Source organism: Sphingomonas trueperi (genome assembly GCF_011927635.1).
In the GTDB taxonomy this organism is placed as follows: domain Bacteria; phylum Pseudomonadota; class Alphaproteobacteria; order Sphingomonadales; family Sphingomonadaceae; genus Sphingomonas; species Sphingomonas trueperi.
On sequence record NZ_JAATJB010000001.1, the window covers coordinates 213481 to 232093 of the forward strand.

Sequence of the window (18613 nt, forward strand, 5' to 3'; positions counted from 1 at the left end):
ATGCTCGCCTCGCTCTCGCACGTCCGCAACTGGATCTTCGATCTGGATAACACGCTCTATCCGGCGAGCGCCAATCTGTTCGCGATGATCGACGCGCGGATCGGGGAATATGTGCAGCGCCTGCTCCATTGCTCGCCGGAAGAGGCGCACAAGGTGCAGAAGGCCTATTTCCACGCGCATGGCGCCACGCTGTACGGCCTGATCGAGGAACACGGCACCGATCCGCACGACTATCTCGACTATGTCCACGATGTCGACATGAGCGTGCTGGAAGCGAACGAGGCGCTGGTCGAGGCACTCGCCCACCTGCCCGGCCGCAAGCTGATCTTCACCAATGGCGACGCGCCCTATGCGCAGAAGGTGCTCGACCGGCTGGGCCTGGGCGAAACCTTCGAGGCGATTCACGACATCCACGCCACCAGCTATCGCCCCAAGCCGGAGCCCGCGGCGTACCAGGGACTGTGCGATGCGTACGGCCTCGATCCGCACGCCTCGCTGTTCGTCGAGGACATGGCGCGCAACCTGGGGCCGGCCAAGGCGATCGGCATGACCACCGTCTGGATCGACAATGGCTCGGAACAGGCGCCCGACGCCGACCGCAGCTTCATCGACTATACCATCACCGATCTCGGAGCCTGGCTCCACAGCATCTTGGAGAGCTGACATGACCGATCTCGCCGCGACGATCGACGCCGCCTGGGAAGACCGCGCGAACCTGAGCTTCGCCACCGAAGGCGCGGTGCGCGAAGCCGTCGCCGAAGCGCTGAACCTGCTCGATCGCGGCGAGGCCCGCGTTGCCGAGCCGGTGGACGGCGGCTGGCAGGTCAACCAGTGGCTCAAGAAGGCGGTGCTGCTCAGCTTCCGCCTCAACGACAATGTCGTCGTCCCCGGCCCCGAAGGCACCGCCTGGTTCGACAAGGTGCCCTCGAAATTTACCGGCTGGGGCGAGGCCGCGTTCCGCGACGCCGGCTTCCGCGCGGTGCCGGGCAGCATCGTCCGCCACGGCGCACACATCGCCAAGGGCGCGGTGCTGATGCCGAGCTTCGTCAACATCGGCGCCTATGTCGGCGAAGGCACGATGGTGGATACCTGGACCACCGTCGGCAGCTGCGCGCAGATCGGCAGGAACGTGCATCTCTCGGGCGGTGTCGGCATCGGCGGCGTGCTGGAGCCGCTGCAGGCCGATCCCGTGATCATCGGCGACGGCGCGTTCATCGGCGCACGGTCGGAAGTGGCCGAGGGCGTGCGCGTCGGCGAGGGCGCGGTGCTGTCGATGGGCGTCTATCTCGGCGCCTCGACCAAAATCGTCGATCGCGCGACCGGCCAAGTCTATCGCGGCGAAGTGCCGCCCTATGCGGTGGTGGTGCCCGGCAGCCTGCCCGCCGAAGACGGCAAGCCCGGTCTCTATTGCGCGGTGATCGTGAAGACGGTCGACGCGCAGACCCGCAGCAAGACCGGCATCAACGAGCTGCTGCGCGACTGATTGTTGCAAGGGCCGTTACAACCGCGGCGGGAATGCGGAATGCCGACATGCTTTCGCCCCACTCCCGCCGCCTCGGCCAAGGTGTATAGCGACCGCTTCGGCGGGCCCGGATTTCCCGGATTCGCCTCTTCCTGAGTGTCCCGCGCGCCATGCTGTCCACCACGTCCGCCTCGCCTGTGCGCCGGCTGCGCGCTTCGCTGCGCGGACGGACCGTTGCGATCCTGCTGGCGCTGGCGATCGAGCTGCTGATTGCACTGATGCTACTGTGGATGGCCCCGCGGGTCACGCCCAAGGAAAAGCCGAAGACGGTGGTGTTCGGCATCGAGGCTTCGGAAGGCGAACAAGCCCCGGCCGAAAAGGACGCGGCGAAGGCGCCGGAAAAGGCCCGCAAGCGCGCCGGTGAAAAGGCCGAAGCGCCGCAGCCCACGCCCCCGGCTGCGGCCCTTCCCCCGCCCCCCGTCGTGCCGCCCGTATCCAGCGGGCCGCCGAGCTTCATCGTGATGAGCCGCCGCGACTATGCAGCGACCGATATTGCCAAGGCACCGGCCGCGCAGTCCGGTGATCAGGGCAATACCCAGACCGCCGACGCAGGCGGTGGCAGCGGCGCCGACGACACGCCGCGCGCGGGCACGGGCCCGCATGGCGAGACGCTCTATGCCGCGGACTGGTATCGCCGCCCCACCAACGCACAGCTCTCCCCCTACCTCCCGCAGCGGGCGCTGGGCCGCGAGGGCTGGGGCGAAGTCGCGTGCCGGACGATCGAACGCTATCAGGTGACCGATTGTCAGGAACTCGGCGAGTTCCCCCGCGGCTCGGGCTATGCCGGCGCGGTGCGCCAGGCCGCATTCCAGTTCCGGGTAAAAGCGCCGCGGGTGAACAGCCGGCTCCTGATCGGCAGCTGGGTGCGGATCCGCATCACCTATTCGCAGCGCGCGGGTATCGGCGGCGACGCCGACTGACGTCTGGCGCTTGCGGCGGGCACGCCGCCCCCTTAGATCTGCGATTGTACGGATGCATACAGCATATCGTATGGGTTTTGTTAGTCATTGATATGTGCGAGAGCATCGCCGCGGCGGGTGGCCGCGCGGCGCAGATCAGGTGGTTGCGATGATTTGGGTTCCGATTCTGCTGGGCACGTTCAAGCTCGCCGTGTTCGGCACGGGCATGTTCTTCGCCATCAAGTGGCACTACGATCAGGGCAAGAAGAAGAAGGAAGAGGACGCGCGTGCCGCCGCCGAGGCCGCCCTCGAAGAAACCGAATAACGCGCGTGCGTCAGTCCGCCGCGGGCGCCTCCGCCGCGAGACGCGCCAGCCAGGCCTGCGCCTGCTTGGGCTCGCCGACCGCCGAAGGCCCCACCGGGCCGCGTGCTGCAAGGAACTCCTGCTGGAGCGCGAAGGGCGGCAGGCCGAGCCGATCGCGCGCGGCGTCGATCTCCTCGCCCAGTTCCGCGAGGTGATCGAGCGTCGGGCGGATCGCGGCGCGGGCGTGCCGGTCCTTCTGGTGGTCGAACAGGCCCCATTTGCCCGCCGCGGTGCGCTCCAGCGCCTCGATCAGCGCGGCGCGATACTCCGCCTCGAGTTCGATGCGCCGAATGTCGAGCCGTTCGAGGCGATCCGCTTTTGCCATGCGAGGGCTGTATCGGGGACGGGCGGAAGGGGCAACCGCGCTACCTAAGCCCCTCCTCCTTGGAGGAGGGGTTTGCTGACTTCAACCGAACGCCTCTTCGACATCCCCGGCCGTCCGAAACCGGAACGCCATACTGTGCCGGTAGGTCTCCCCCGCCTCCACCCGCGCCGAGGGGAAGCCGGGCTGGTTGGGGCTGTCGGGAAACTTCTGCGGCTCCAGGCAAAGCCCGCCACGCGCCGGATACACACCGCCGCCGGTCCCCGGTGCACCATCGGCGAGATGGTTGCCCGAGTAGAATTGCACCCCCGGCTCGGTCGAATGCACCTCCAGCACCCGGCCCGAGCCCGGATCGAACAGCGTCGCGATCCGGCGCTCGAAGCCCGCCGGGCCGTCGAGCACGAAATTGTGATCGTACCCCTGCCCCAGCGCGAGTTGCGCGTCCGCGGCATCGATGTCGCGACCGATCGGCTTCGGCGCCCGGAAGTCAAACGCACCGCCGTCCACTGGCGCCAGTTCCCCCGTCGGGATCAGCGCGTCGTTCACCGGGGTGATCGCGCTCGCCGGAATCTGCAGCAGATGGTCGAGCACCGTCGCCCCGCTGCCTTCCCCGACCAGGTTGAAGTACGCGTGCTGCGTCAGATTGACGATCGTCGCCCAGTCCGATGTGGCGGTGAAGCGCACCGCCAGCCCGTCGTCCTCCAGCGCATATTCCACGCGGGCGACCAGATCGCCGGGGAAGCCGTTCCAGCCGTGCGGCGTTTCGAGCCGGAGGGTGACGGCGCTGTCGCTACGTGCCTCCACCGTCCAGACCTGCTGGTCGAACCCGTCGGGCCCCGAATGGAGGCTGTTGCCATTCTCGTTGGTGGCCAGCTGGAAGGTCACGCCATCCAGCGTGAAGCGCCCGCCGGCGATGCGGTTGGCATAGCGCCCCGCCACCGCGCCATAATAGCGCGGCGGCTGGCGGCGATAGTCCTCGAGGTCGGCATAGCCGAGCACGATGTTCGCCGACCGGCCCTGCCGATCGGGCACCTCCAGCCGGTGGAGCGTCGCACCCAGGGTGAGGAACTGCGCGCGGAACGCCCCGCGCGCAATCTTGACGACCTCGATCGCGCTCATTGGCCCGGGCAGACCGAGTTGTTGGGATCGGACACGATCTTCGCCTCGGCCAGCGAGAGCGCGAAGGGGCCGTTCGCCTGCAGCACGATCGGCGCGTTTACCTTGGTCACGTCGACTCCGTTCTTCTGATAGCATTTCAGCAGCACGTTGACCGTCTGCCAACCGCGCTTGCCCGTGAACAGGCTGGTCGCGTCGATCGTTCCCGTGTTCTTGCCGCCTTCCATCGACAGCCGCACCGGGCCGGTCGGGTCGGCATCGACGCGGTAGACGAGCCGCAGCGACAGGTCGCCATTGGTCTCGCGGCTGAGGTCAAGGTCGCTGCCGCCGATGCGCAGCGCCGCGGGACCGGCGGGCCAGGTGAGCTGTTGCGCGCCTTCCTGCGTCGCCGGGCCGTCGACGGCCTTGCGGCTGATCTTGCTGTCGGTCGCGAAGGAGAAGGGCGCCGGCGTGACGCCCTTGGCGAAGAAGATGCTGGTGTTGGCCAGCGACGCATCCACGCCCGAGACTTCGCTCAGCGCGCCGACCGTCCCCGGCTTGGCGTAGCTGAGGCCATAGCCGAAGGCGAAGAGCGGGTCATAGCCCGGCTCGCCGCGGTTGAGCGTGAACTGGCCCGCGGTCTTGGGCCAGCTGAACGACAGCGTGCCGGTGAAGTCGCGGCGCGGCTTGCCGGCCTTGTCGCCGATCAGCACGTCCGCCACGCCCGCGCCTTCGCTGCCCGGCAGCCAGGCGGCGACGAACGCGTCCGAGGCGTTGAGCTCGGGGTTCACCCAGAGCGGGCGGCCCGACAGGAACACCGAGACGACCGGCACGCCGGCCGCCTTGAGCTTCCTTAGCAGCGCCAGCGCCTGCTTGTCGCCCGGCTGGAATTCCAGCGTGCGGACGTCGCCGCGCATCTCCGCATAGGGCTCCTCGCCGAACACGACGATCGCCACGTCGGGCTTGCTCGTAAAGCTGCCGTCTGCGGAGAGCGTCGCGGTGCCGCCGCCGGCCTTCACCGCCGCCTGGATGCCCGCAAAGATCGTCTCGCCGTTGGGGAACATCGCATTGGGGTTGCCGTCGCCCTGCCAGCTGAGCGTCCAGCCGCCCGACTGCTGCGCCATCGAATCCGCACCCGGCCCGGCGACCAGCACGTTTGCGCTCGCCTTGACCGGCAGCACGCCGCTGTTCTTCAGCAGCACCAGCGACTTGGCCACCGCCTCGCGCGCGATCGCGCGATGCTCCGCCGCGCCGACCAGCTCGGCCTTGCTCTCATAGGGCCGTGCGGCGTTGAACAGGCCCATCTGCACCTTCACGCGCAGGATGCGGCGCACCGCGTCGTCCACCCGCGCCATCGGGATCGTGCCGTCCTTCACATGCGCGACGGTCGATTCGTAGAGGCCCTTCCAGCTGTCCGGCGCCATCGCCATGTCGAGCCCGGCGTTGAACGTCGCCGCGCAATCGGTGGCGGTGCAGCCCGGAATCTGAGCATGGCCGTTCCAGTCGCCGACGACGAAGCCGTCAAAGCCCATCCTGCCCTTCAGCACATCGGTGAGCAGCGACTTGTTGCCGTGCATCTTGGCGCCGTTCCAGCTGCTGAACGAGGCCATCACGGTCATCGTGCCGGCATCGATCGCACCCGGATAGCCGGCATTGTGGATGCGGATCAGTTCCTCCTCGGACACGCGGGTATCGCCCTGGTCCTGCCCGCCGAAGGTGCCGCCGTCGCCGAGGAAGTGCTTGGCCGAGGCAGCGACAAAGCCCTTCTGGAGCCGGTCCTTGGTGCCCGGTGCGCCCTGCAGCCCGCGGATCATCGCGCCGGCATAGCTGCGCACGACCTCGGGTTCTTCCGAATAGCCTTCATAGGCTCGGCCCCAGCGCTCGTCCTGCGGCACCGCGAGCGTCGGCCCGAAGGCCCAGTCGATGCCGACCGAGCTCGTCTCCTCGGCGGTCGCGCGGCCGATCTTCTCCATCAGCGCCGGGTCGCGCATCGCGCCCAGGCCGACATTGTGCGGGAAGAGCGTGGCGCCGATCACGTTGTTGTTGCCGTGCACCGCGTCGATGCCGAACATGATCGGGATCGCGACATGGTTGCCCTTGCGGGCGAGCGCCGCCTTCTGGAACGCCTGGGCGGTCGCCAGCCACGGCCCACGGGGGCTGCGATCGGGCGCGCCGAGCGGCGGCGAGCTGCCGCCCGCAAGGATCGAGCCGAGCGGGTAGACCACCAGATCCTCGGGCTTGATGCTGCCGATATCGGCCTGGATCATCTGGCCGACCTTCTCCTCCAGCGTCATCTTCGCCAGCAGGTCGGTGACGAATGCCTCGGTGGCGGGATCGATCAGGCCCTGGCTCCTGGCCGCCGGCCATCTGTCGGGATGCGCGCCACCGGACAACGCTGTCGGCGCCTGCTGCGCGATCGCGGGCGCGGCGGCGAGGATGGTGGTGGCCAATAGCAGCTTCAGGCCTGCGGGCATGGATCTCTCTCCCCTGGGTTGTTGGGGAGAGGCGATACCGCAGGACCGGCGCCCAAGTCCATGCGCCGGCCGAACTTTGCGCGCGGTTAGTCGCCCTGCGCCTGCAATGCCATCGCGATCGGCCCCATCGGCCCGGCCTGGTCGCCCAGCGCGGGAGAGACGATGTAGGGCGCGGGCGGCACGGTCAGATAGCCGGCGATGCTCTCGCGCAGCAGCGGGTCGATGCGGGCGAGCAGATGCGGCTGGCGCTGCATCACCCCGCCCCCGATCGCGATCCGCTGCGGCCCGGCGGTGGCGACCATGGTGTGGCAAAGCAGCGCGATGGCCGAGGCGACGCGGTCCCATACGACATGGTCCTCGCCGACGCTGTCGACCGGCTGGTCGCCCAGCGCCGCGCGGATTCCGGTGCCCGAGGCGAGGCCCTCGATGCAATCGTCGTGGAACGGGCAGCCGCTCGGCGCGGTGTCGGTCGGCAGGCGCGGCACGCGGATATGGCCCATCTCGCAATGCCCGATGCCGCGCGTCGGCTTGCCGTTGATCACCAGCCCCACGCCGACGCCGGTGCCCACGGTCACATAGGCAAAGTCGCTGAGCCCCTGCCCTGCGCCCCAGCGCATCTCGGCGAGCGCCGCACCGTTGACGTCGGTGTCGAACGCCATCGGCACCGCGAACGGCGCTGCAAGACGGCGAGCGACATCGGTGCCGCTCCAATTCGGCTTGGAGGTGATGAGGATATGGCCGAACTGCGCATTGGCAGGATCGAGGCACACCGGCCCGAAGCTGGCGATCCCGAGCGCGGCGAAGCCATGGGTTCCCCACCAGCCGCCCAGCACCGCTTCGAGCGCGGCGAGCGTCTTTTCGGGCGCCTCAGTCAGCACGGTTTCCTGCGCGAGGATCCGGTCGGGGCCATAGGCTAGGGTGAGGATGCACTTGGTGCCGCCGAGCTCGATGCCGGCCACGGGAAGCGTTGCGCTCGACATCAGCGATGGAGGCCCCGCGCTGGCTGGTTTCCCATGCGATCGATCGCCACCGATATTCCTCCCCGACGGGCCGGCAGTACGCCGGTCTGTTCCTGAACCATCGCGCCACGCGCGCGGCCTTTCCTCTGCCCCGCGGCGGCGCCGGGCACAAGATTAAAGTTATTCGGTTGATTTAATGAAGGGTCAAACCGTGGCGGTTGCGCCGTCAGCGGTGTCTTTCCACAACGCGCTGCTCTTGGGCAGCAGGAAATAGCTGAACGGCAGGATCGCCGCGCCGACCGCGGGCGCGTCGGCGGAGAGCTGCGCGCGGGCGATCGGCGCCAGCGCCGGGGCATCGCCGCCCTGCTCGGCGAGCAGCGCGTTGGCGCGCTCGGCCAGCCGGTCGACATGGCGGCGCGGCAGGCGGCCGCCGATCAGCACCGTCTCGGGGTTGATCAGGCAGTTCACCGCGAGCAGCGGGCCGACCAGCAGCCGCGCAGCCTCCTCGATCCACGCATCGACCACCGCTTCGAGCGTCGCGTCCCCACCGTCGCAGCTGAGCATGTCCTGCACGGAGTAGCCCGCCGCCTCGAGCGGCGCAGCGAGGCCCGACAGCGAGACATGCGCCTGGATCTGCCGAACCACGCCGTCCGGATCGCGATGGGTGAGGAAGCCGAGCTCGCCGCTGCGGCCCGTGGCTCCGCGGAAATAATTGCTGTCGATCACCAGACCGCCGCCCAGCGCCGAGGAGATCAGGATGTAGAAGAAGCTCGAATGCTGGAGGCCGAGCCCCAGCTGCAGTTCGCCCATCGCGGCGGCGGCGGCGTCGTTCTCGACGAAGACCGGCACGTCGAGCGGCCAGGCGAGCAGTTCGGCGAGGTCGGTCTGTTCCCAGCGGCGATAGGCGTCGGGCTTGCCGGGCAGTTCGATCAGGCCGAGATCGTCGGGTGTCGCCACGCCCAGGCCGACGATCCGTGCGGGATCGACTCCAGCCGACGCGATCAGCACTTCCACCTCGGCGTGGTAGAATTCGGCGACCTGCTCGGGCAGTGCGAAGTCGATCTCTCGCGAAGCACGGGCGACCGTCTCGCCAAGAAAGTCGACCAGCACCAGCGTGACATGGTCGCGATCGATGTTGAGGCCCAGCGAATAACAGGCCTGGGGATTGATGATCAGGTTGGTCGGCGGCTGGCCGCGCCCGCCGAAGCGCCGCCCGGCCTCCTGAATCAGTCCATCGGCGAGCAGCCGCTTGGTGATGTTGGCGATCGCCGCCGCGGTGAGGCCGGTGATCCGCGCAAGATCGACGCGGGTCAGCGAGCCGTTGGCGCGAATGGCATGCAGGGTCACGCGCTGGTTATGGTCCGCGGCGCGTTCCAAATTGGTTCCGGAAAGGCGGATTGGAGGGCGGCCGCTACTCATCTTGATTGCGATAACAGTCGATTTGCGGCCAGGGTGCAAGCGTGGAACCGTTCTCGCCGGTTGAATTGCAAAACTTGGTGAATAAAAAACCACGTCAAGACCGTTCCGCCGAACGGTCGATCCGCGCCGCCGCATTGGCGGGCACGGCAGCCTCTTGGGGGAAGAAGAACGATGCGCAGTTTCACCAGCGCGATGCTCGCCGGCGGCGCCCTGCTCGCCATGACGGCGGTCCAGGCGGCCGAGCCGGACAATGCCGGGCCGTACAATGCCAGCTTCCTCGCGGGCGGCATCGGCATCGACCGGCCGCTGACCGGTGCCGATGCGCTGCTCCGCTCTGGTGCGCCGTTGACGCTCTCGGCCTGGGTGAAGCCCGACATTGTGCCGCAGGGCGTGGTGACGCTGATCGCGTTCGGCGATCCGGCCGGCGATTGCCGCTGCCTCGGCCTGCGCAACGGCGCGCTGCACTTCTTCGGCAGCGGCAATGCGGTGAACAGCACGCCCAAGCTCGCCGCCGGGCGCTGGAGCCATGTCGCCGTGGTGATCGAGGGCGGCCGGGTGCGGCTCTATCTCGACGGCAAGCAGGTCGGCGAAGGGGCGCTCAACGGCTCGGCCGTGGCCTCGCGCATCGCGCTTGCACCGGTTAGCCCGGGCCAGCCGCATTTCGGCGGCGCGCTGGTCCAGGCGCAACTGCGCGGCGTCGCGCTCGGTGCGACCGAAGTGCAGGGCGAGGCCGCCGCCCCGCCCGCCTTCGAGCTGGTCCAGATGTGGCAGGTCGGCGTCGGCTGGAACCTGCAAAAGACCGCCAATATCGGCTTGACGCGCCAACAGGATCCCTGGACGCTGCCGCAAAGCGATACCGCCTATTCGCCCCCGGTCGCCAAGCCAGTGCCGGTCTTGCCGAGCCTCGCTCCCGCTGGCCCATTGCGCTGGCAGATCAACGGCTGGCAGCTCGCCGCCGCCCCTGGCGTACCCGCCGATGGCGCAGCGCTGTCTAGGCCCGGCAAGCCCGAAGGCACTTGGTATGCCGCGACTGTTCCCGGCACGGTGCTGACCACGCTTGTCGATCGCGGCGTCTATCCCGATCCCTATTACGGGCTGAACAACCTCAAAATCCCCGAGAGCCTCGCCCGGCAGGACTATTGGTACCGCACCAGCTTCACCGTGCCGGCGGAAGCGGCCGGCAAGCGGCTGACCCTGGTGTTCGGCGGCATCAATTATGCCGCGGAAGTATGGGCCAACGGCCAGCGCCAGGGGGAGACACGCGGCGCGTTCATCCGCGGCCAGTTCGAGATCGCGCCGGCCGCCGGCCAGAACGTCATCGCCGTACGCGTCTCGCCGCCGCCGCATCCCGGCATCCCGCACGAACAGTCGATCAAGGCCGGCGTCGGCGAGAATGGCGGCCAGCTCGCGATCGACGGCCCGACCTTCGTCGCCACCGAAGGCTGGGACTGGATCCCGGGCATCCGCGATCGCAACACGGGCATCTGGCGCCCGGTCGAGCTGGTCGCGACCGGCGACGTCAAGATCGGCGACCCGCATGTCGTGACCGACCTGCCGCTGCCCCGCACCGACAGCGCCGATGTCTACATCACCGTGCCGTTCGAGAACCGCGCCGCCACCGCCCAGCCGGTGACGATCCGCGCCGCGTTTGACGACGTGACCGTGGAAAAGACCGTCACCGCCCCGCCCGGCGCGGGCGAGGTCCGCTTCACGCCGGCCGAGTTCCACCAGCTCACCGTGCGCAATCCCAAGCTGTGGTGGCCGAACGGCTATGGCGATCCGGCGCTGCACGATCTGAAGATCGACCTCGCCGCGAGCGGCCAGCCGAGCGACACCAAGGCACTCCGCTTCGGCATCCGCGAGGTGAGCTACGACCTCTCGCTGTTCGACCATCTCGGCCAGCTCCGCCGGGTGAACGTCCAGACCACCGATGGCGGCCTGGCCGGCCAGCAGCTGATCGACGTGCGCCACGAAGCACTCAAGCGCAGCCCCACCGGCTGGGCCGAATCGCTCACGCTGGCGGGGGAGTCCTCCAAGGCCGTCACCGCCATCCCCGACGAGACGCTGCCCGAGCCACATCTCGTGCTCCGGGTCAACGGCGTGAAGATCGCCGCGCGCGGCGGCAACTGGGGCATGGACGATGCGATGAAGCAGGTCAGCCGCGAGCGGCTCGCCCCCTATTTCCGCCTCCAGCGCGAAGCGCACATGAACATCATCCGCAACTGGATGGGCAACAACGACGAAGAGGAATTCTACCAGCTCGCCGACGAGAACGGCATGATGGTGCTCAACGATTTCTGGCAGTCGACCCAGAATTTCCAGGTCGAGCCGGACGATGCGGCGCTGTTCCTGGCCAATGCCCGCGACGTGGTGGCGCGCTATCGCAACCACCCCTCGATCGTCGTCTGGTTCGGCCGCAACGAGGGCGTGCCCTATCCCGCACTCAACGAAGGGCTCGACAAGTTGATCCGCGAGCTGGACGGCACCCGCTGGTACACCGGCAGCTCGAACGAAGTGAACCTGCAGGGATCGGGGCCGTACAACTACCGCAAGCCCGAGGGCTATTTCACCGATCTCGCCACCGGCTTCTCGGTGGAGACCGGCACGCCCTCGCTGTCCACGCTGGAGTCCGTAGCGGCGACGATGCCGGCCAAGGATCGCTGGCCGCTATCGGACACGCTCGCCTATCACGACTGGCATTTCGGCGGGAACGGCGACAGCAAGACCTTCATGAGCGCGCTGACCGCGATGTTCGGCCAGCCGCTGAGCTTCGAGGATTTCGAGCGCAAGGCGCAGATGATGAACCTCGAGACGCACAAGGCGATGTACGAGGGGTTCCTGGGCCATCTCTGGACCAAGAACAGCGGCCGCCTGCTGTGGATGACGCACCCCGCCTGGCCGTCCAACAGCTGGCAGATCTACAGCTGGGACTATGACACCCAGGCCGCCTATTACGGCGCCAAGATCGCAACCGAGCCGGTGCACATCCAGCTCAACCTCCCGGACAACCAGCTGGTGGTGCTCAACACCACCCGCGACGATCTGCGCGGGCTCACCGCCAAGACGCGCGTCGTCAGCCTCGACAATGTCCAGCTCTTCGCCCGCACCGACAAGGTCGACGCCCGCGCCAACCGCGTTACCACGCTGAACGACGTGCCCCTCGACCGGCTCTATGCGGCCAGCCCGATGCTGCTCGTGGAGCTGACGCTGACCGACGCCAAGGGCACCCAGCTCTCGCGCAACTTCTACTGGCGCGGCCGCGACGACACCGCCTATCGCGCACTGGAAAGCCTCGCCCCCGTGCCGCTGGAAGTGCAGGCGAGCACGCCCAAGGTGGACGGGGACGACAAGGTGATCGCGGTCACCGTCTCGAACAAGAGCAATGTGCCGGCGCTCAACGCCAAGCTCACCCTGGTCGATGCCGAGGGCAAGCGCATCCTGCCGGCCTATTACAGCGACAATTATGTCTCGCTGCTGCCGGGCCAGCACCGCGTGCTGAGCGTGCGCTATCCGGCAAGCGTGACGGCCCCCGCCCACCTCGCGGTGCGGGGATGGAACGTCAGCCCGGCGAACGTCGCGGCGACGGGGAAGTAGGGCAGAGAGCCAAGCCCATCAGCCGTCATCCCGGCGAAAGCCGGGATCCATTCGCCACTCCGTCGCAGCAAGCGCCGCTAGGACGGCCCCAATGGATTCCGGCTTTCGCCAGAATGACGGCTGAGATGGTGTCGCCTTAGCGGCCGGCGGACTGAAGATCCGCCGGCGTGCTGCCCGACGCGAGGTAAAGCGCCACGCTGTCGGCCAGCCGCGCGCTCTTTGCCTGGACGAGCTGGACCGACGCCTGCGACGCCGCCGACGAAGCGTTGAGCAGCTGGAGCGTACCCAGCGCCCCCAGCTCCACCTGGCGCCGCGTCATCGCCAGCGTGCGGCTCGCGGCCGCATCGGCGCGCGCGGCCGCGTCCAGCGCCTCGGCATCGGTGCGCAGCCCGGCGATCGCGTCATCGACGTCGAGGAACGCCTGCAGTGCCGTCGCGCGATATTGCGCCTTGGCCTCCTCCAGCGCCGCTTCCGCCGCACGCTGCTGGTGCTTGAGCTGACCGGCATGGAAGATCGGCTGGGTGATGCCGCCAACGATCGAGAAGAACGGGTTGCCGTCCTGGAACATGTCGAGGAACTTGGTCGCCGATCCGCCGGCATTGCCGCTGAGCGTGATCGACGGCAGCCGTACCGCGATCGCCGAGCCGACATCCGCGGCGGCACCGCGCACCTGCGCCTCCGCCGCGCGCACGTCCGGACGGGCCGCGACGATGTCCGCCGGCAGCGCGACCGGCAGGCTGGCGGGCAGCTGCAGCTCGGCGAGCGTGGGCAGGTCGCCGGCAGTGCCGGGCGCCTGACCGGTCAGCGTCGCGATCAGCCCCGCCTGGTGCTGCGCCTGGCGGAGCAGCGGCGGCAGCGTCGCCTCGATCGTGGCGAGCGCGGTCTGCTGCGCGCCCACATCGGCCTCGCCGATATCGCCGAGCTTGCGGCGCTTCTCAAGCAGGTCGACCAGATCGCGATTGTCGCGGATCGCGGCTTGGGTTGCCGCGATCTGCGCCTGAAGCGCCGCATGCTGGATAACCGCCAGCACCAGATTGGCGACCGCAGTGGCCTGCGCCGCATGTAGCCGGTGCGCCGCCACATCCGCCGCCGCACGCGCCGACCGCACCTTGTTGCGGCCTGCGCCGAACAGGTCGAGCGGATAGGCGACGGTCAGTTGGGCGGTGTGCAGCGTGTAGAGATAATCGTTCTGGTCCGCGAGCGGGCCGGACAGCGCCTTGGAGATTCGCGTGCGCTGCGCCTGGTAGTTGGCATCCACCTGCGGCCCGGTACCGCCCGACGCGGCCCTGGCCAGTTCCTGCGCCTGGCGCAGATTGGCCTCGGCGGCGGCAAGGTCGTTGTTGTGCGCCAGCGCCTGGGCGACCAGCGCATCGAGCTTGGCGCTGCCGAAGCCCTGCCACCAGTTCGGCACCACCGCCGGGCCGGCGACCAGCTGTTGCGCGGCGCCGCTCACCGGCGCGATCGTCCCCGGCACCTGCGCCGGCGGGGTCGGCACCGGGTTGGTCAGGTCGTGCGGGCCCACCGTGCAGCCGGCGAGCAGGACGAGCGGGATGATAGAATAGCGGCGCATCATGCCTGCTCCGTCGGGGTGCCGTCGACATGGTGGCGACGAACGGTGTGGCCATGCGCGCCCTGGTGGCGCGAGAACTTCAGGATCAGCGGCGGCAGCACCAGCAGGATCAGCAGCGGCGCGAGCGTCATGCCGCCCACCACCACCAGCGCCAGCGGCTTCTGTACCTGACTGCCGATGCCGGTGGACATCGCCGCGGGCAGCAGGCCGATCGCGGCGGCGAGGCAGGTCATGATCACCGGGCGCAGCGAATGCTTCACCGTCGCCGCCATTGCGGCCGTGTGATCCATGTCCTCGTTGACGTTCTGGTTGAACGTGCTGACGACGAGGATGCCGTCCATCACCGCGATGCCGAACAAGGCGACGAAGCCGATCGCGGCGGAGATGCTGAACGCCGTCCCCGTCAGCGCCAATGCCAGCACCCCGCCCACCATCGCCATCGGGATGACGCTGAACGCCAGCAGCGTGTCGCGGATCGAGCCGAAATTAGCGAACAGCAGCACCAGGATCAGCACCAGGCTGATCGGCACCACCACCTCCAGCCGGTTGACGGCGTTGGTCAGATTGCCGAGCTCGCCCGCCCATTCGAGGTGATAGCCCGGCGGCAGTTGCACATGCTTGGCGATGCGCGCCTGCGCTTCCCCGATCGTGCCGCCCAGGTCGCGTCCGCGCACGCTGAACTTGATCGGGACATAGCGTTCCTGGTGCTCGCGATAGATGAACGACGCGCCCGAGGTGAGCTTGACGGTCGCCACTTCGGACAGCGGCACCTGGATGATGCCGTTGCCGGTCGGCGAGGGGGCGCCGATCTGGATCCGACGGATCGACTCGATATCGTCGCGCTGCGCGGCATCGAGCCGGACGACGATCGGGAAGTGCCGGTCGGTCGATTTCTCGTACAGGTCACCGCTCGACTGGCCGCCCACCGCAGCCGCGACGGTGGAATTGATGTCGTCGGGCGTCAGGCCGTAGCGGGCAGCAGCGGCGCGATCGACGTCGATGCGGACGGTCGGCTGGCCGAGCGAATCGGAGATGCCGAGATCGGCGACGCCCTTCACCTGCGCCATCTGCGCCTTGATCTGGTTGGCGATCGATTCGAGCGTCTCGAGGTCGCTGCCATAGATCTTGAGCGAGTTGGAGCTCTTCACCCCCGACGACGCCTCTTCGACATTGTCCTGGATGTATTGCGAGAATTCGAACTCGACGCCCGGATATTGCGCCTGCAGCCTGGCCTGTAGCTCGGCGGTTAGCTTTTCCTTGGTCACCCCGCTCGGCCAGCTGTCGAAGGGCTTGAGCGGCGTATAGAATTCCGCGTTGAAGAAGCCGGTGGGATCGGTGCCGTCATCCGGTCGGCCGTGCGTCGAGACGACGCGGTCGACCTCGGGATAGCTGGCGATGATCTTGCGGATGCCGTTCACCGCATCCTCGCCCGCCTCGAGCGATATCGACGCCGGCAGGCTGGCGCGGATGTAGAGGTTGCCCTCTTCCAGATGCGGCAGAAACTCGACGCCGAGCACGCGGATCGTCGCGAAGGAGCCGAGCACCAGCAGCCCCGCGAGCGCGAAGGTCAGCACGCGATTGGCAATGGCGAAGGAGATAGCGGGCTCCAGCACGCGGCGGATCTGCCGCACCACCCAGGTGTCGACCTCCTTCAGCTTGTCCGGCAGCAGCAGCGCGGAGAGCACCGGCGAGACGGTGAACGCCGCCAGCAGGCCGCCGGCGATGGCATAGGCATAGGTCTTGGCCATCGGGCCGAAGATATGGCCTTCCACCCCAGTCAGCGTGAACAGCGGTAGGAAGCTGGCGATGATGATCGCGGCTGCGAAGAAGATGCCGCGGCTGACGTCGCTGGACGCGTGCAGGATCGCCGAGAAGCGGTTGGCCGGGGTCGCATGGATCCGCCCTTCGGAGATAGCGGTCGAGCGGTCCGCCAGCCTTCGGTAGATCGCCTCGACCATGATCACCGCCGCATCGACGACGAGGCCGAAGTCGAGCGCACCGAGCGACAGCAGGTTGGCCGATTCACCCTGGATCACCAGGATAAGCACTGCGACCGACAGCGCGAACGGGATGGTGATCGCCACGATCAGCGCGCTGCGCAGATCGCCGAGGAACAGCCACTGCAGGATGAAGATCAGCAGCACGCCTTCGAGCAGATTGTGCATCACCGTCTTGGTGGTGACGCCGATCAGGTCCGAACGATCATAGATGCGCTCGATCTTGACCCCCGGCGGCAGCACGCCGCTGCTGTTGATCTCCTCGATCTCGGCCTTCACCCGGTTGATCGTCGGCAGCGACTGGGCGCCGCGCTGCATCAACACGATGCCCATGACGATGTCGTCGTCCTGGCCCTCGCCCGCCACGCCCAGGCGCGGCAGGTTGCCGATCTTCACCTGGCCCACGTCGCGCAGCAGCACCGGCGTGGTGCCGGCAGTGCCGACCAGCACGTTGTTGATCGCGTCGACCGACTGGATCAGGCCCACGCCGCGGACGATCGCCGCCTGCTCGCCGAAATTGACCGTCTGGCCACCAACGTTGGAATCGCTCTTGCCGATCGCGGCCAGCACCTGCGGCACGGTGATGCCGTGCGCGGTCAGCTTGTCGCGGTCGAGTTGCACCTCATAGGAGCGCAGCTTGCCGCCCCAGCCGGTCACGTCGATCACGCCGGGAATGCGCTTGAAGCGGCGCTGGAGCACCCAGTCCTGGATGGTCTTGAGGTCCATCACCGAATAGCCGCTCGGGCCGGTGAGCCGATAGCGATAGATCTCGCCGATCGGGCTGGTCGGCGAGATCAGCGGCTGCGCGTTGTTGGGCAGGGTGCCGAGCTGCGACAGGCGGCCGAGGACCATCTGCTGCGCCTGCTCATGCGTCACGTCATAGCTGAACTGGATCTTCACGTCGGACAGGCCGAACAGCGAGATCGAGCGTACCGCGGTCAGATGCGGGAGCCCCGCGATCGCCACTTCGATCGGCGTGGTGACGTTGCGCTCCATCTCCTCGGCGGAGATGCCGTCGCTCTGCGTCACCAGCTCAACCATCGGCGGCACCGGATCGGGATAGGCCTCGATGTTGAGGTTGAGGAAGCCGAGCACGCCTGCCGCGATCATGCCGATCAGCAGGGTGAGCACCAGCATCCGCTGGCGCAGCGCCATTTCTACCAGGCGGTTCATTCGCCGAGACCCGCCTCGTTGACGAACAGCGCGCCCTTGGCGACGATCCGGTCACCCGGATTCAGGCCGCTGAGCACACGGGTGAGTCCGCCATCGGTCTCGCCGATCTGCACCTGGCGACCATAGATCAAGCCGTCCTTGGCCTTGACCCACACGCGGGTGGTGTCGCCCTCGTGGATCACGGCAACGGCGGGGACGAGTACGCCCTTGCCGCTATCGACCGGGCGGCGGATCGTGAAGGAGGCGAACATCTGCGGCTTCAGCTCGCCGCCCGGATTGGCGATCGTCGCGCGCACCGGCAGGCGATGCGTCGTCGGGTCGAGGCCCGCGGCGACATTGTCGACCGTCGCGGTAAACTCGCGGCCGGGCAGCGCCGGCGTGGTGACCACCACCTGATCGCCGACGCGGATGCTCGCCGCTTCGCTCTCGGCAAGCTGCGCGACCAGCCAGACGCGCGCGGGATCAGTGATCGTCATCACCGGGGTCGCATTGCCGCTGCTCAGGAACTGCCCCGGCGCGACGTTACGATCGGCGATGATGCCCGACACCGGTGCGCGGTACACGGTGTAGGCCGAGGTGCCGACGCCTTCGGTCTTGCCGAACAGCGCCAGCCGGTCCTGCGCGGCGCGCTGGGCCGATTCGGCCTGGCGGGCGGCGGACTGGGCGGCGACGAAATCGGCCTGGGCCTGGAGATAATCCTTCATCGCACCGCCGGCGGTCTCATAGATCGCCTTCTGCCGGGCGACGTTGCCCTGGGCGATGCGCAGCGCCTCGGCGGCGCTCGCCCGCTGCGCGCTGGCGCTGAGCAGGGTGTTGCGCGCATCGATCAGCTCGGGCGAGGCGATGCGGAGCAGCGGCTGGCCGCGCGTCACGCGCTGACCGGGCTCGACCAGCACTTGGAGCACCTGGCCGGAAAAGGGCAGCACGATCGGCGTGTTATGGTCGCCGTCCGCCTGGATCGAGCCGCTGGCGCGCACCAGCTCGACATTGGCGCCGCCCTGGACAGTGGCGAACTGCATCTGCGCGAGCTGCTGCTGCGTCGGGCGGAAGGCGCCCGGCGGGACCGGCGTATCCGGGACCGGTTTGGGGGTCAGCGCGGTCTTCACGACCATCGCCAGCACGAGGATCGCGACCACCGCGACCACGATCGCCCCCACCAGCAACCCTTGCGAACGCATCGTCAGCCGGCGCGCTTCGGGCAGGGTGTTGCTTTCCAAATTATGTC

General features: G+C 68.2%; 13 protein-coding genes. 5 read left to right on the forward strand and 8 right to left on the reverse strand.

Annotated elements, in window-relative coordinates; genetic code table 11:
- The 4 genes from GGR89_RS01020 to GGR89_RS01035 all read left to right on the forward strand — a co-directional run bounded on the left by GGR89_RS01020 (position 1) and on the right by GGR89_RS01035 (position 2746).
- Positions 1-663 (forward strand): pyrimidine 5'-nucleotidase, encoded by a 663-nt coding sequence (locus GGR89_RS01020; RefSeq protein ID WP_125975431.1) that lies wholly within the window; start codon positions 1-3, stop codon positions 661-663.
- Position 664: 1 nt separating this feature from the next.
- Positions 665-1483, forward strand: coding sequence for a 2,3,4,5-tetrahydropyridine-2,6-dicarboxylate N-succinyltransferase (gene dapD, locus GGR89_RS01025; RefSeq protein WP_125975429.1), 819 nt, complete (start codon positions 665-667; stop codon positions 1481-1483).
- A gap of 149 nt (positions 1484-1632) precedes the next feature.
- On the forward strand, positions 1633-2442 hold the full coding sequence (locus tag GGR89_RS01030; protein WP_167712693.1) for a hypothetical protein: 810 nt from the start codon (positions 1633-1635) through the stop codon (positions 2440-2442).
- Between the two features lie 148 nt (positions 2443-2590).
- A complete protein-coding gene (locus tag GGR89_RS01035; protein ID WP_164542716.1) occupies positions 2591-2746 on the forward strand; it encodes a hypothetical protein in 156 nt (51 codons plus the stop codon).
- A 10-nt stretch (positions 2747-2756) separates the two neighbouring features.
- Here the strand turns inward: GGR89_RS01035 and GGR89_RS01040 are convergent, their stop codons facing one another.
- The 5 genes from GGR89_RS01040 to GGR89_RS01060 all read right to left on the reverse strand — a co-directional run bounded on the left by GGR89_RS01040 (position 2757) and on the right by GGR89_RS01060 (position 9012).
- On the reverse strand, positions 2757-3110 hold the full coding sequence (locus GGR89_RS01040) for a hypothetical protein (protein ID WP_125977531.1): 354 nt from the start codon (positions 3108-3110) through the stop codon (positions 2757-2759).
- A gap of 81 nt (positions 3111-3191) precedes the next feature.
- Positions 3192-4226: an aldose epimerase family protein gene (locus GGR89_RS01045; RefSeq protein ID WP_125977533.1), complete on the reverse strand. Its 1035-nt coding sequence runs from the start codon at positions 4224-4226 to the stop codon at positions 3192-3194.
- A complete protein-coding gene (locus tag GGR89_RS01050) occupies positions 4223-6676 on the reverse strand; it encodes a glycoside hydrolase family 3 protein (protein WP_125977535.1) in 2454 nt (817 codons plus the stop codon). The genes GGR89_RS01045 and GGR89_RS01050 overlap by 4 nt, the downstream gene beginning before the upstream one ends.
- Before the next feature lie 86 nt (positions 6677-6762).
- A complete protein-coding gene (locus tag GGR89_RS01055; protein WP_125977537.1) occupies positions 6763-7656 on the reverse strand; it encodes an ROK family protein in 894 nt (297 codons plus the stop codon).
- 183 nt (positions 7657-7839) lie between these two features.
- Complete coding sequence (locus GGR89_RS01060; protein WP_241218058.1) at positions 7840-9012, reverse strand: ROK family transcriptional regulator; 1173 nt, start codon at positions 9010-9012, stop codon at positions 7840-7842.
- A gap of 213 nt (positions 9013-9225) precedes the next feature.
- Between GGR89_RS01060 and GGR89_RS01065 the strand changes: the two genes are divergently transcribed.
- Positions 9226-12648 (forward strand): glycosyl hydrolase 2 galactose-binding domain-containing protein, encoded by a 3423-nt coding sequence (locus GGR89_RS01065; RefSeq protein WP_241218059.1) that lies wholly within the window; start codon positions 9226-9228, stop codon positions 12646-12648.
- 136 nt (positions 12649-12784) lie between these two features.
- Here GGR89_RS01065 and GGR89_RS01070 read toward each other — a convergent pair whose 3' ends face one another.
- From GGR89_RS01070 to GGR89_RS01080, 3 genes are read right to left on the reverse strand one after another with little or no spacing between them, the layout of a single operon-like run.
- Complete coding sequence (locus GGR89_RS01070) at positions 12785-14218, reverse strand: efflux transporter outer membrane subunit (protein ID WP_125977541.1); 1434 nt, start codon at positions 14216-14218, stop codon at positions 12785-12787.
- Positions 14218-17388 (reverse strand): efflux RND transporter permease subunit, encoded by a 3171-nt coding sequence (locus GGR89_RS01075; protein ID WP_125977543.1) that lies wholly within the window; start codon positions 17386-17388, stop codon positions 14218-14220. The genes GGR89_RS01070 and GGR89_RS01075 overlap by 1 nt, the downstream gene beginning before the upstream one ends.
- Positions 17385-18605: an efflux RND transporter periplasmic adaptor subunit gene (locus GGR89_RS01080; protein WP_241213363.1), complete on the reverse strand. Its 1221-nt coding sequence runs from the start codon at positions 18603-18605 to the stop codon at positions 17385-17387. The genes GGR89_RS01075 and GGR89_RS01080 overlap by 4 nt, the downstream gene beginning before the upstream one ends.
- Between the last annotated feature and the right edge of the window lie 8 nt (positions 18606-18613).